Source organism: Pseudomonas chlororaphis subsp. aurantiaca, from assembly GCF_013466605.1.
GTDB lineage: Bacteria > Pseudomonadota > Gammaproteobacteria > Pseudomonadales > Pseudomonadaceae > Aquipseudomonas > Aquipseudomonas chlororaphis_I.
Window position 1 is genome coordinate 698,470 of record NZ_CP059162.1, and the last position, 13,005, is coordinate 711,474.

At 64.9% G+C, this 13,005-nt stretch carries 14 protein-coding genes; 2 read left to right on the top strand and 12 right to left on the bottom strand.

What is annotated here, in order from left to right:
- Window positions 1–97: 97 nt before the first annotated feature.
- Window positions 98–1,036 carry a DnaJ C-terminal domain-containing protein gene (locus tag H0I86_RS03080; protein WP_016704101.1) on the top strand — a complete coding sequence of 313 codons (939 nt, stop codon included), beginning with the start codon at window positions 98–100 and terminating at the stop codon, window positions 1,034–1,036.
- Window positions 1,037–1,077: 41 nt separating this feature from the next.
- The gene (locus H0I86_RS03085; RefSeq protein ID WP_180923991.1) at window positions 1,078–1,380 is read left to right on the top strand and encodes a chaperone modulator CbpM; all 303 of its coding nucleotides are present in this window, start codon (window positions 1,078–1,080) and stop codon (window positions 1,378–1,380) included.
- A gap of 182 nt (window positions 1,381–1,562) precedes the next feature.
- Here H0I86_RS03085 and H0I86_RS03090 read toward each other — a convergent pair whose 3' ends face one another.
- The 12 genes from H0I86_RS03090 to urtA all read right to left on the bottom strand — a co-directional run bounded on the left by H0I86_RS03090 (window position 1,563) and on the right by urtA (window position 12,964).
- Window positions 1,563–2,705, bottom strand: coding sequence for a sensor histidine kinase (locus H0I86_RS03090; RefSeq protein WP_180923992.1), 1,143 nt, complete (start codon window positions 2,703–2,705; stop codon window positions 1,563–1,565).
- 138 nt (window positions 2,706–2,843) lie between these two features.
- Window positions 2,844–4,544, bottom strand: coding sequence for an urease subunit alpha (ureC, locus tag H0I86_RS03095; RefSeq protein WP_180923993.1), 1,701 nt, complete (start codon window positions 4,542–4,544; stop codon window positions 2,844–2,846).
- 142 nt (window positions 4,545–4,686) lie between these two features.
- Window positions 4,687–4,995, bottom strand: a complete 309-nt coding sequence (locus H0I86_RS03100; protein ID WP_180923994.1) for an urease subunit beta — start codon at window positions 4,993–4,995, stop codon at window positions 4,687–4,689.
- Entirely contained in the window at window positions 4,992–5,525 is a 534-nt protein-coding gene (locus tag H0I86_RS03105) for a GNAT family N-acetyltransferase (RefSeq protein WP_180923995.1), read from the bottom strand. Before H0I86_RS03105 ends, H0I86_RS03100 begins: the two co-directional genes overlap by 4 nt.
- 6 nt (window positions 5,526–5,531) lie before the next feature.
- On the bottom strand, window positions 5,532–6,065 hold the full coding sequence (locus H0I86_RS03110) for a GNAT family N-acetyltransferase (RefSeq protein ID WP_009046742.1): 534 nt from the start codon (window positions 6,063–6,065) through the stop codon (window positions 5,532–5,534).
- A 9-nt stretch (window positions 6,066–6,074) separates the two neighbouring features.
- Window positions 6,075–6,377: an urease subunit gamma gene (gene ureA, locus H0I86_RS03115; protein WP_180923996.1), complete on the bottom strand. Its 303-nt coding sequence runs from the start codon at window positions 6,375–6,377 to the stop codon at window positions 6,075–6,077.
- Window positions 6,378–6,429: 52 nt separating this feature from the next.
- Entirely contained in the window at window positions 6,430–7,269 is an 840-nt protein-coding gene (locus H0I86_RS03120) for an urease accessory protein UreD (RefSeq protein WP_180923997.1), read from the bottom strand.
- A gap of 30 nt (window positions 7,270–7,299) precedes the next feature.
- Window positions 7,300–7,998: an urea ABC transporter ATP-binding subunit UrtE gene (urtE, locus tag H0I86_RS03125; protein ID WP_180923998.1), complete on the bottom strand. Its 699-nt coding sequence runs from the start codon at window positions 7,996–7,998 to the stop codon at window positions 7,300–7,302.
- 152 nt (window positions 7,999–8,150) lie between these two features.
- Window positions 8,151–9,011, bottom strand: a complete 861-nt coding sequence (urtD, locus tag H0I86_RS03130; RefSeq protein ID WP_180923999.1) for an urea ABC transporter ATP-binding protein UrtD — start codon at window positions 9,009–9,011, stop codon at window positions 8,151–8,153.
- Window positions 9,008–10,087, bottom strand: coding sequence for an urea ABC transporter permease subunit UrtC (gene urtC / locus H0I86_RS03135; protein WP_180924000.1), 1,080 nt, complete (start codon window positions 10,085–10,087; stop codon window positions 9,008–9,010). The genes urtD and urtC overlap by 4 nt, the downstream gene beginning before the upstream one ends.
- Window positions 10,087–11,589, bottom strand: coding sequence for an urea ABC transporter permease subunit UrtB (gene urtB, locus H0I86_RS03140; RefSeq protein ID WP_180924001.1), 1,503 nt, complete (start codon window positions 11,587–11,589; stop codon window positions 10,087–10,089). The genes urtC and urtB overlap by 1 nt, the downstream gene beginning before the upstream one ends.
- Window positions 11,590–11,698: 109 nt before the next feature.
- Window positions 11,699–12,964 carry an urea ABC transporter substrate-binding protein gene (urtA, locus tag H0I86_RS03145; protein WP_009046748.1) on the bottom strand — a complete coding sequence of 422 codons (1,266 nt, stop codon included), beginning with the start codon at window positions 12,962–12,964 and terminating at the stop codon, window positions 11,699–11,701.
- Window positions 12,965–13,005: the final 41 nt, after the last annotated feature.

The following is a 13,005-nucleotide window of genomic DNA, read 5'->3' on the forward strand; positions in this document are numbered from 1 at the left end:
TGAGTCACAGTATTGAGATCGATCAGCCTTGACGCTGTTCAAGAGTGCATGCTGTACGTCCCGCCGCGCCACATTGATAACGGATGGTGATCCTTAGATGGACTTCAAAGACTATTACAAGATTCTCGGGGTGGAGCCGACGGCGGACGACAAGGCGATCAAGGCCGCCTATCGCAAGCTGGCGCGCAAATACCACCCCGATGTCAGCAAGGAAAAAGACGCCGAAGCCAAGTTCAAGGATGCGTCGGAAGCCTATGAAGCGCTGAAAAGCGCGGACAAGCGGGCCGAATACGACGATCTGCGGCGTTATGGCCAGCACGGCCAGCCGTTCCAGGGCCCACCGGGCTGGAAAGGCCGCGCGGATGCGGGCGGCTTCGGTGATGGCGGGGATTTTTCGGACTTCTTCAGTTCGATCTTTGGCAACCGCGGGCCGGGTTTCGGCGGTGGACAATCGCGTAGCGCCGGGCGCAGGGGGCAAGACGTGGAAATGGAATTACCGATCTTCCTGGAAGAAACCCTGTCGGCCGAGTCGAAGAAAGTCAGCTTCAAGGTGCCGCAGTACAACGCCGCCGGCCAGCACGTCAGCAACACCAGCAAGAGCCTGAACGTGAAGATCCCGGCCGGTGTCGCCGACGGCGAGCGTATCCGCCTCAAGGGCCAGGGCGCGCCGGGTGTCGGCGGCGGGGCCAATGGCGACCTGTACCTGACCATTCGTTTCGCGCCCCATCCGAAGTTCGATATCGAGGGCGAGAATCTGATCATCACCTTGCCGCTGGCCCCCTGGGAGCTGGCGCTGGGGACCGAGGTCGCGGTGCCGACCCTGACCGGCAAGATCAACCTCAAGGTTCCGGCCGGCAGCCAGAACGGCCAGCGCATGCGCGCCAAGGGCCATGGCCTGCTGAACAAGGCCGGGCATCGCGGTTATCTGTTCGTGCAGCTCAAGGCAGTGATGCCCAAGGCTTCCGGCGACGACGTCAAGGCGTTGTGGCAGGAGCTGGCGAAGAAGGCCGCCTTCAACCCGCGGGAGCATTTCTGATCTGCAACCCATTCTGATCTGGAACATAGGAGTCGCTGGCCATGAGCACCCTGATCGTTCAGCTGGATATGGAAGAGTTCTGCGAGGTGGCCGATCTGCCGGCCGCCTATGTGATTGAAATCGTCGAGCACGGGATCCTCGATCCCCATGGCTCGGCGCCCCGCGACTGGCGTTTCACCGACTATGAACTGGCGGTCGCCAAGCGCGCCGCCAAGTTGCGGCGCGATCTGGAGCTGGAGTGGGAAGGCGTCGCCCTGGCGCTGGAACTGCTCGACGAAGTCCGCGAGTTGCGCACGGAAAACCAGATGCTCAAGCAGCGCCTGGGGCGCCTGCTCAGCGACTGACGAGTGTCTGTAGCCGCTGCGGAGCTCGCGAGCCTGCGTTCGAGGATGCAGTCCTCGCAAAACCTGCATAAGCGGTTTGCCTGAAGAAAAGCAGTGCCCGGTTTACGACCGCTTCGCGATCGAGCGCAGCCTCGCAGGCTTGGCAGCGGCTACAGGGGCTTCTGGATCAGCGATTTTCGTGCCTACAACGATTCGTTGTGGGACACCCGCGGCAGGGTCACGGTGAAGGTGGTGCCATCGGTCTCGTTGGAGCTGACGTCGATGCTGCCCTGGTGGGCGGTGACCACTTCCTTGACGATGAACAGGCCCAGGCCGAGGCTGGTGGAAGGACTGCCGAGTGCTTCGTTGGCGTTACGCACCAGAGGATCGAAGAGGGTGCTCAGTGCGTCCTTGGGAATCGGCGGGCCGTAGTTGTGGATGGTCAGCAGCACCTGCTCGGCGCCGCCAGTGAAGGTGACGGTCACGGTGCGGTTGCCGTTGCCGTGCTGCAGGGCATTGCCGATCAGGTTCTGCAGCATCTGTTCGATACGCCCGCGATCCCAGATGCCATGGCTGTCGCCATGGAAGTTCAGCGCTGGCGTGCAGTCCGGCTGGCCGGCGCAGGCTTCGTCCATGGCTGCCTTGATGGCACTGGCCATGTCCATGGGCGCGGGCTCGATGGGCAGGCTGCTGCCCAGGCGGCTGCGGACGAACTCCAGCAGATCGCCGACCATCGCCGCCATGTGCCTGGTGCCACTCTTGATCCGTGACACATAGGCCAGCGCATCGGCATCCAGCGCGACTTTGCGCGCCAGCATCTCGGTGGACATGCTCACCGCCTGCAAGGGCGCGCGCAGGTCGTGGCCGAGAATCGCCAGGAAGATATCCCGCGAGCGGTTGACCTGTTCGGCATAGGCCGTGGTGGATTCGGCCAACGCCTCGTCGATGGCTTCGTTGAAACGGATCATGTCCTGGAAATAGGCCAGTTGCGGCGACTCCAGACTGGCGACCCAGAGGCGAATCACGCAGGCGCGCAGGTGGCGGAATTCCGAGGTCATCTGCACCAGGTCGAAGCCCACGTTGTGCCGCAACTCGCCATGGCTGGCGGCGGCCTCGTCGAGGCTTGGGGTCTTTTCCGGGCCTTCGCCCCTGGCCTTGGCCGCCTGTTCGCTGGCAGTCTGGGCGGTGCGCATGTCGCGAGCGGCGGCCAGCAGGATGGACTTGGCATGGTCGCGCAATTGCAGGCGGGTCAGGGAGTCGGTTTCGGGGGCGATGGATCGGGCGAATTGCTCCCACTCATCAACGATTCGATCAACGTGTTGCACGATGAAGTCGGGTAGACGCATGGCCGGGAACCTTGTCAGGCAGCAAGAGTGAGGACGGCGTGTCGAATTCTAGCCGCGATTGAGCCGTTCAACACGGCAAGACGTCCGGCTTTGCTGACCGTTGGGCGGCCCGCATGGGCGCCCGTTGGATCCAGGTTTCTAGAACAGAAAGTAGCGCTGGGCCATCGGCAACACGTCCGCCGGCTCGCACCATAGCAGCACGCCGTCGGCCTTGACCTGATAGGTCTGCGGGTCGACCTCGATATCCGGCAGGTAGTCGTTGTGGATCAGGTCGGTCTTTTGCACGTCGCGGCAGCCCTTGACCACCGCGATGTGCTTTTTCAGCCCCAGTTGCTGCGGTACCCCGGCCTCCAGCGCAGCCTGGCTGATAAAGGTCAGGCTGGTGGCGTGCCGGCTGCCGCCGTAACTGGCGAACATCGGCCGGTAATGCACCGGCTGCGGGGTCGGGATCGAGGCGTTGGCGTCGCCCATCAGGCTGGCGGCGATGGCCCCGCCCTTGAGGATCAGCGTCGGCTTGACCCCGAAGAACGCCGGGCGCCAGAGCACCAGGTCGGCCCATTTGCCGATTTCGATGGAGCCCACTTCGTGACTGATGCCGTGGGTGATCGCCGGGTTGATGGTGTATTTGGCGATGTAGCGCTTGACCCGGAAGTTGCTGTTGCCGGCACCGTCGCCCGGCAGCGGGCCGCGCTGGCGGTGCATCTTGTCGGCGGTCTGCCAGGTGCGGGTGATGACCTCGCCGACCCGGCCCATGGCCTGACTGTCGGAGCTGATCATCGAGAAGGCGCCCAGGTCGTGGAGGATGTCTTCGGCGGCGATGGTTTCGCGGCGGATGCGGCTTTCGGCGAAGGCCACGTCCTCGGCGATGCTCGGGTCGAGGTGGTGGCAGACCATCAACATGTCCAGATGCTCGTCGATGGTGTTGCGGGTGAACGGCCGGGTCGGGTTGGTCGAACTCGGCAGCACGTTGGGGAAACCACAGGCCTTGATGATGTCCGGTGCGTGGCCGCCGCCGGCGCCTTCGGTGTGATAGGTGTGGATGGTGCGGCCCTTTAACGCGCCGAGGGTGGTTTCGACGAAGCCCGACTCGTTGAGGGTGTCGGTATGGATCGCCACCTGCACGTCGTACTGGTCGGCGACGCTCAGGCAGTTGTCGATGCTGGCCGGGGTGGTGCCCCAGTCTTCGTGGAGCTTGAGGCCGATGGCCCCGGCCTTGACCTGTTCGATCAAGGGCTCCGGCAGGCTGGCGTTGCCCTTGCCGGTGAAGCCGATGTTCATCGGGAACGAGTCCGCCGCCTGGAGCATGCGCGCCATGTGCCAGGGCCCCGAGGTGCAGGTGGTGGCGTTGGTGCCGGTGGCCGGCCCGGTGCCGCCGCCGATCATGGTGGTGACGCCGCTCATCAGCGCCTCTTCGATCTGCTGCGGGCAGATGAAGTGGATATGGGTGTCGATGCCGCCGGCGGTGAGGATCATGCCCTCGCCAGCGATCACTTCGGTGCTGGCGCCGACGGCGATGGTCACGTCGGGCTGGATATCCGGGTTGCCGGCCTTGCCGATGGCGGCGATGCGCCCGTCCTTGAGGCCGACGTCGGCCTTGACGATGCCCCAGTGATCGATGATCAGTGCGTTGGTGATCAGGGTGTCGACCACTTCGGCCGCCAGCAACTGGCCCTGGCCCATGCCGTCGCGGATCACCTTGCCACCGCCGAACTTCACTTCTTCGCCGTAGGTGGTGAAGTCCTTCTCGACTTCGATCCACAGCTCGGTATCGGCCAGGCGCACCTTGTCACCGACGGTGGGGCCGAACATGTCGGCGTAGGCTAGGCGGGAAATCTTCATTGCACCTTCCTAAGAATTGAGTCGGGCACCTGTAGTCGCTGCCGAAGGCTGCGCTAAGGGCCGAAGGACCTTCGTTCGCTTTGAAATGCAGGGGCCGCTTCGCAGCCATCGCAGCCTGCGGCAGCGGCTACAGGGATTGCATTCAGTCCAGGTCGCCCATGATCCGCCCGGCAAAACCGAACACCCGGCGATGCCCGGCCAGGTCCACCAGTTCCACCTCGCGGGTCTGCCCCGGCTCGAAGCGCACGGCGGTGCCGGCCGGGATGTTCAGGCGCATGCCTCGGCTGGCGGCGCGGTCGAAGGTCAGGGCGTCGTTGGTTTCGAAAAAGTGATAGTGCGAGCCCACCTGGATCGGCCGGTCGCCGCTGTTGGCGACGCTCAGGCTGAGGGTGCGGCGGCCGGCGTTGATTTCGATGTCGCCGGGCTGGATCTGGTATTGGCCTGGAATCATATGGGTTGCCCCAGAGTCTTGAAGTAAATGGCGGTCGGGCTGTAGGTGCCGTCCGGGCTTTGGCAGTAGTTCGGCAGTTCGCCGACACGGGTGTAGCCGAGGGCGCTGTAGAAGGCTTCGGCGTCCGAGCCGGCCTGGGTGTCCAGGTACAGCAGGCCACGCTTGTGCTGGCGCGCCGCGAGCTCCACGGCGTGCATCAACTGCTGGCCCAGGCCACGGCGGCGGGCGTCGTGGCGCACCTGGAGCTTCTGCACTTCGGCGCGATTGAGACCGTTGGGCTTCTGGCACAGCGCCAGTTGCACGCTGGCCAGGACCCGCTCGTCCTGCACCACCACCCACAGCAACAGGCTGCCGTCGGCCACGCTGGCCTGGATACTATTGACGTAGGCGCGGGCCTGTTCCTCGTCGAGGTCGGCCATGAAACCCACCGAGGCGCCGTGGCCCACGGCGTCGAACAACAGATCAATCAACCCCTGGCGATAGTGGGCAAAGCTCTCCGCATGGACTCGACGCAGTTGGGCGGCGTTCATCGGGTATCACTCCTTGTGGATAGTGGGCGGCAGCGCCCCCGGATCGAGGGTCAGCTGCATGAACGTCAGGTCCAGCCAGCGCCCGAACTTGGTGCCCACTTGCGGCATCTGTCCGGTGGTGACGAAGCCCAGGCGTTCGTGCAGGCGGATCGAGGCGGCGTTGCCGCTTTCGATGGCCGCGACCATCACGTGCTTGTCGCAGGTCCTGGCGCGTTCGATCAGCGCTTGCATCAGGCGCGGGCCGAGGCCGTTGCCGCGCTGGTCGTTGCGCACATAGACCGAGTGCTCGACGGTATGGCGGAAACCGTCGAAGGGCCGCCAGTCGCCGAACGAGGCATAACCGAGCACGCTGTCGTCGGCGTCGACCGCCACCAGGACCGGATAACCCTGGGCCTGGCGGGCACTGAACCAGGCCTGGCGATTGCCCAGGTCCACGGCCTGCTCGTTCCAGATTGCCGTGGTGTTGAGCACGGCGTCGTTATAAATGTCGCGGATCGCCGGCAGGTCGGCATGCACGGCATCGCGGATGGAATACGTCATGGCGCAGCCTCAGGCGATCGGTTGATGGACGGTGACCAGCTTGGTGCCGTCGGGGAAGGTCGCTTCCACCTGGATTTCCGGAATCATCTCCGGGATGCCTTCCAGCACTTGTTCGCGGGTCAGCAGGGTGGTGCCGTAGTGCATCAGTTCGGCCACGGTCTGGCCGTCGCGGGCGCCTTCGAGCAGCGCCGCGGAAATGTAGGCCATGGCTTCCGGGTAATTGAGCTTCACACCCCGGGCCAGGCGCCGTTCGGCCACCAGGCCGGCCGTGAAGATCAGCAGTTTGTCTTTTTCGCGTGGGGTCAGGTCCATCGTTGGAAATCCGTTGTCGAGCAGTTGAAAAGATAAGCCGGTGACCGGGTGTTCATGTGCTCCAGATCCTCGGCGGCAGCGCCTCGCGGCCCAGCAGGGCGGGGCGCAACAGGCGCCACAGGTCGATCAGCCAGGCACGGGCCAGCAGCGCTTCGCTGGCCAGGCAGCGGGCCACCAGCAGGCCGGGCAGTTGCGTCAGGTCGCCGCGCACGGCATGAGGCAGTGCGCGGCAGCGTTCCAGCAACGGGCTGTCGATCTCCCCGGTGACCAGCAAGGTGGCGAAGACCGGCTGGCCGTCCAGGCCGATCGGTGAGTCGAGCAAACCGTCGCCGCCGACAATGCGCTGGCGTTCGTGCCAGAGCAACTGGCCATCGCGGCGGATGTCCAGGTGCGACTGGAAATGCCCGAGGTCGAAACGTTCGTCGCTGGCAGGGCGACCGAGGGCCACCAGGTCCCAGTAGAACAGCCGGGCGTCGCCTTGCAGTTCGATGCGGGTGCTCAGCTCGGCCTGGGCGGCGCTGAACACGATGGTTTCCTGGGGCAGCCATTCCAGGGTGGCACCGGCGGCGACGCTCAAGTCCAGGGTCTGATAGGCCGGCCCGGTGGCGCGATACCACTTGGCGGCGCCGGGGCTGGTCAGTTGCGCCCAGGCATCGCGCTCGACGCTGGCGCGGATCTGCAGGCGGTCGCCGCCGGCAATCCCGCCGGGCGGATGCACGATGATGTGCTGGCAGACTTCGGGGCCTTCGGCGTACAGGTGCTTCTGCACCCGCAGCGGGCCCTTGTGCCGGCGCTGCACCGGGCGCGTGCTGTCGCCAAAGCGGGCGTAGCCGAGTTCCAGCTCGGCATGCCAGCTGGGGGTGAACAGGGCGGTCTGGGCAGGCAGATTCATGATTCGTGCTTAATGTCGGGACGTTACAGGTTAGATCGTAACCAGTCCGCGTACACCCTCGGCTTCCATATTTTCACCGCGGCCCTGCTGGACGATTTCGCCCCGGGACATCACCAGGTACTGATCGGCCAGTTCGGCGGCGAAGTCGTAGAACTGTTCCACCAGCAGGATCGCCATGTCGCCGCGTGCCGCGAGTTTCTTGATCACCGCGCCGATCTCCTTGATCACCGACGGCTGGATGCCCTCGGTGGGCTCGTCGAGGATCAACAGCCGTGGCCGGCTGGCCAGGGCGCGGCCGATGGCCAGCTGCTGTTGCTGGCCGCCGGACAGGTCGCCGCCGCGCCGCTGTTTCATTTGCAGCAGCACCGGGAACAGCTCGTAGATAAAGGCCGGCACTTCCCTGGCCTCCTTCGCGCCAAAACGAGAAAGCCCCATCAACAGGTTTTCTTCCACGGTCAGGCGGCCGAAGATCTCCCGGCCCTGGGGCACGTAGGCGATGCCGGCGTGCACCCGCTGATGGGGCTTGTAGGCGGTGATGGCCTGGCCTTCCCAGTTCACCGCGCCTTCCTTGGCCGGCAGCAGGCCCATCAGGCATTTGAGCAGGGTGGTCTTGCCCACCCCGTTGCGCCCGAGCAGGCAGGTGACTTCGCCGACTTTCGCCTCGAAGCTCAGGCCTCGCAGGATGTGGCTACCGCCGTAGTACTGGTGCAGCTTGTCGACTTGCAGCATTTCCGGTTCCTTCTGGCTTGCGCCGATCGCTGTAGCCGCTGCCGAAGGCTGCGATCGGCCTCGAAGAGGATGTGCTCTTGGGGGCCTCAAGGTCCTGCGGACCTTATCGCAGCCTGCGGCAGCGGCTACAGGATCATGTGGCGTTCGTGGGATCAGCGGCCGAGATAGACCTCGATCACCCGTTCGTTTTCCTGCACCTGTTCCAGCGACCCTTCGGCCAGCACGCTGCCCTGGTGCAGCACGGTGACGTGGTCGGCGATCGAGCCGACGAAGCCCATGTCGTGCTCCACCACCATCAGCGAATGCTTGACCGCCAGGCGCTTGAACAGCTCGGCGGTGAACTCGGTCTCGGCGTCGGTCATGCCCGCCACCGGCTCGTCGAGCAGCAGCAGTTGCGGGTCCTGCATCAGCAGCATGCCGATTTCCAGGAACTGCTTCTGGCCGTGGGACAGCAGGCCGGCCTGGCGCTCCACCGAGGCCGTCAGGCGAATGGTTTCCAGCACTTCGTCGATGCGGTCTTTCTGCTCGCCGGAGAGTTTCGCCCGCAGGCTGGCCCAGACCGACTTGTCGGTCTTCTGCGCCAGCTCCAGGTTTTCGAACACGCTCAGGGCTTCGAACACCGTGGGTTTCTGGAACTTGCGGCCGATGCCGGCCTGGGCGATCTGCACCTCGCTCATCTGCGTCAGGTCCAGGGTTTCGCCGAACCAGGCCTTGCCGTGGGTGGGCCGGGTCTTGCCGGTGATCACGTCCATCAGAGTGGTCTTGCCCGCGCCATTGGGGCCGATGATGCAGCGCAGCTCGCCGACGCCGATGTACAGGTTGAGGTCGTTGAGCGCCTTGAAACCGTCGAAGCTGACGCTGATGTCTTCCAGGGTCAGGATGGTGCCGTGGCGGGTGTTCAGGCCCTTGCCGGCGGCCTGGCCGAGGCCGATGGCGTCGCGGCTGGCGCCGGCATCTTTGTTGGGCTCCAGAATGGGTTCGAGCATGAAGTCGGCCGTCGGTGTGATTCTCATGATTCGCCCCTTTTCTTCAGCAAGCCGATCACGCCCTTGGGCAGGTACAGGGTCACGACGATAAACAGCGCGCCGAGGAAGAACAGCCAGTACTCCGGGAAGGCCACGGTGAACCAGCTCTTCATGCCGTTGACCACGCCGGCGCCGAGCAGTGGGCCGATCAGTGTGCCGCGACCGCCCAGGGCGACCCACACGGCGGCCTCGATGGAGTTGGTCGGCGACATTTCGCTGGGGTTGATGATGCCCACCTGCGGCACGTACAAGGCGCCAGCCAGGCCGCAGAGCACCGCGCTCAACACCCAGACGAACAACTTGAAGCCGCGTGGGTCGTAGCCGCAGAACATCAGGCGGCTCTCGGCATCGCGCAGCGCGGTCAGCACCCGGCCGAACTTGCTCCGGGCCAGGCGCCAGCCGATATACAGGCTGGCCACCAGCAACAGCACGGTGGCCAGGAACAGCACCGCGCGGGTCCCAGGCTCGGTGATGCCGAAGCCGAGGATGGTGCGGAAGTTGGTGAAGCCGTTGTTGCCGCCAAAGCCGGTCTCGTTGCGAAAGAACAGGAGCATGCCGGCGAAGGTCAGGGCCTGGGTCATGATCGAGAAATACACGCCCTTGATCCGCGAGCGGAAGGCGAAGAAGCCGAACACCAGCGCCAGCAAGCCCGGCGCCAGTACCACCAGGCACAGGGCCCAGAGGAAGCTGCTGGTGCCGCTCCAGTACCAGGGCAACTCGGTCCACGAAAGGAAGGTCATGAATGCCGGCAGGCTGTCCCCCGCGGCCTGTCGCATCAGGTACATGCCCATGGCGTAGCCGCCGAGGGCGAAGAACAGGCCATGGCCCAGGGACAGCAGCCCGGCATACCCCCAGACCAGGTCCAGGGCCAGGGCGACTATGGCGTAGCAGAGGATCTTGCCCACCAGGGTCAGGGTGTAGGCCGAAACGTGCAGCGGGTTGTCCGGCGCCAGCAGCGAGAGCAGCGGCAGGGCCAGCAGCACCACCAGGATCAGCGCGCCGACGGCGACGGAAACCTTGGGCCCGGCCTTTTGCGTAGCGGTTACTAGTAGAGGCTGGTTCATCAGTCGATTACCCGTCCCTTGAGTGCGAAGAGGCCTTGCGGACGTTTCTGGATAAACAGAATGATCAGCGCGAGGATCAGGATCTTGCCGAGCACGGCGCCGATCTGCGGTTCGAGAATCTTGTTGGCTATCCCCAGGCCGAACGCGGCGAACACGCTACCGGCCAGTTGGCCGACGCCGCCGAGCACCACCACCAGGAACGAGTCGATGATGTAGCTCTGGCCCAGGTCCGGGCCGACGTTGCCGATCTGGCTCAGGGCCACGCCACCGAGGCCGGCGATGCCGGAGCCGAGGCCGAAGGCGAGCATGTCGACTCGTCCTGTCGGCACGCCGCAGCAGGCGGCCATGTTGCGGTTCTGGGTGACCGCGCGCACGTTCAGGCCCAGGCGGGTCTTGTTCAGCAGCAGCCAAGTGAGGACGACGACAAACAGCGCGAAGGCGATGATCACGATGCGGTTGTAGGGCAGCACCAGGTTGGGCAGCACCTGGATCCCGCCGGACAGCCAGGCCGGGTTCGACACCTCGACGTTCTGCGCGCCGAACACCAGGCGCACCAGCTGGATCAGCATCAGGCTGATGCCCCAGGTGGCGAGCAGGGTTTCCAGCGGCCGGCCGTAGAGATGACGGATCACCATGCGTTCCAGGGCCATGCCGATGCCGGCGGTGACGAAGAACGCCACCGGCAGGGCGATCAGCGGGTAGAACTCGATGGCCTGCGGGGCGTAGCGCTGGAACAGCAACTGCACCATGTAGGTGGAGTAGGCGCCGAGCATCAGCATCTCGCCGTGGGCCATGTTGATCACCCCGAGCAGGCCGAAGGTGATCGCCAGGCCCAGGGCAGCCAGCAGCAGGATCGAACCCAGGGACATGCCGCTGAAGGCCTGGCCGAGCACTTCGCCCACCAGCAGCTTGCGCTTGACCTGGGCCAGGCTGGTTTCGGCGGCGGTGCGCACGCCGATATCGGCTTCCACCCCGGGTTCGAGCAGGCCTTCGAGGCGGGTGCGGGCCAGCGGGTCGCCGGTTTCACCCAGCAGGCGTACCGCGGCCAGGCGCACGGCCGGGTCGCTGTCCACCAGTTGCAGGTTGGCCAGGGCCAGGCTCAGGGCGTCATGCACAGCCTGGTCCTGTTCGGCGGCCAGGCTGGCATCGAGGAATTTCAACTGCGCCGGCTTGGCGCTTTTCTGCAACTGCTGCGCGGCGGCCAGACGGATGTTGGCATCGCTGGCGAGCAATTGGTGGCTGGCCATGGCGGTGTCGATCAGGCCGCGCAGGCGATTGTTCAGGCGCAAGGTCTTGGCTTGCCCATCGACGGTCAGCTGGCCTTGCTGCAAGGCGCCGAGCAGTTCGAGGCGCGCCGGGTCGGGCTGCGCGGCCCAGCTTTCCAGGAGCCTGGCCTGCTGCGTGGCGTTGGCCGCGACGAAGTCTTCGGCGTCGCCGGCCCTGGCGGCCAATGGCAGCAATAGCAGGCAGGCGAGGATAAAACGGTAGAGGGCAGTGGGCATATCAATGGCCTTGCGCGGGGCGTGGGTCTGGAGCCGCTGCCGCAGCCTGCGGCAGCGGCTACAGAGGTTGTGCCGGACGCGGGAGCGGCGGCCGGCATCCATCCGTTGCTTAGTTGCTCTTCACCGCGTAATCCGGCTTCTTGTCGTTGCCCGGGATGAACGGGCTCCACGGCTGGGCGCGGATCGGGCCTTCGGTCTGCCAGACCACGTTGAACTGACCGTCGGGCTGGATCTCGCCGATCATCACCGGCTTGTGCAGGTGGTGGTTGGTCTTGTCCATGGTCAGGGTGTAGCCCGACGGCGCGGCGAAGGTCTGGCCGGCCAGGGCTTCGCGGACCTTGTCGACGTCGGTGGACTTGGCTTTCTCCACCGCCTGGGCCCACATGTGGATGCCGACGTAGGTGGCTTCCATCGGGTCGTTGGTCACGGCTTTATCCGCGCCCGGCAGCTTCTTGGCCTTGGCGTAGGCTTTCCAGTCGGCGACGAACTTCTGGTTCACCGGGTTCTCCACGGACTCGAAGTAGTTCCAGGCCGCGAGGTTGCCCACCAGCGGCTTGGTGTCGATGCCGCGCAGTTCTTCCTCGCCCACGGAGAAGGCCACCACCGGTACGTCGGTGGCTTTCAGGCCCTGGTTGGCCAGCTCCTTGTAGAACGGCACGTTGGAGTCGCCGTTGACGGTGGAGATGACCGCGGTCTTGCCGCCGGCGGAGAACTTCTTGATGTTGGCGACAATGGTCTGGTAGTCGCTGTGGCCGAACGGCGTGTAGACCTCTTCGATGTCCTTGTCGGCCACGCCTTTGGAATGCAGGAACGAGCGCAGGATCTTGTTGGTGGTGCGCGGGTAGACATAGTCGGTACCGAGCAGGAAGAAGCGCTTGGCGCTGCCGCCGTCTTCGCTCATCAGGTATTCCACCGCCGGGATCGCCTGCTGGTTAGGCGCCGCGCCGGTGTAGAACACGTTCGGCGACATCTCTTCGCCCTCGTATTGCACCGGGTAGAACAGCAGGCCGTTGAGTTCTTCGAACACCGGCAGCACCGATTTGCGCGACACCGAGGTCCAGCAGCCGAACACCACGGCGACCTTGTCCTGGGTCAGCAGCTGCCGGCCTTTCTCGGCGAACAGCGGCCAGTTCGACGCCGGGTCGACCACCACCGCCTCGAGCTTTTTACCGTTGACGCCGCCCTTGGCGTTGATCTCGTCAATGGTCATCAGCGCCATGTCCTTGAGCGAGGTTTCGGAGATCGCCATGGTCCCCGACAGCGAATGCAGGATGCCGACCTTGATGGTCTCGGCGGCCTGGACGGTCCAGGTCATGCCCATCGCGGCAATGCTTGCCGTGAGTGTGAAAGCCTTGATCAAGCTGCGACGCTTCATTGTGCGATCTCCATGAACTTGTGAGTTTTCTTGGTTGGCAG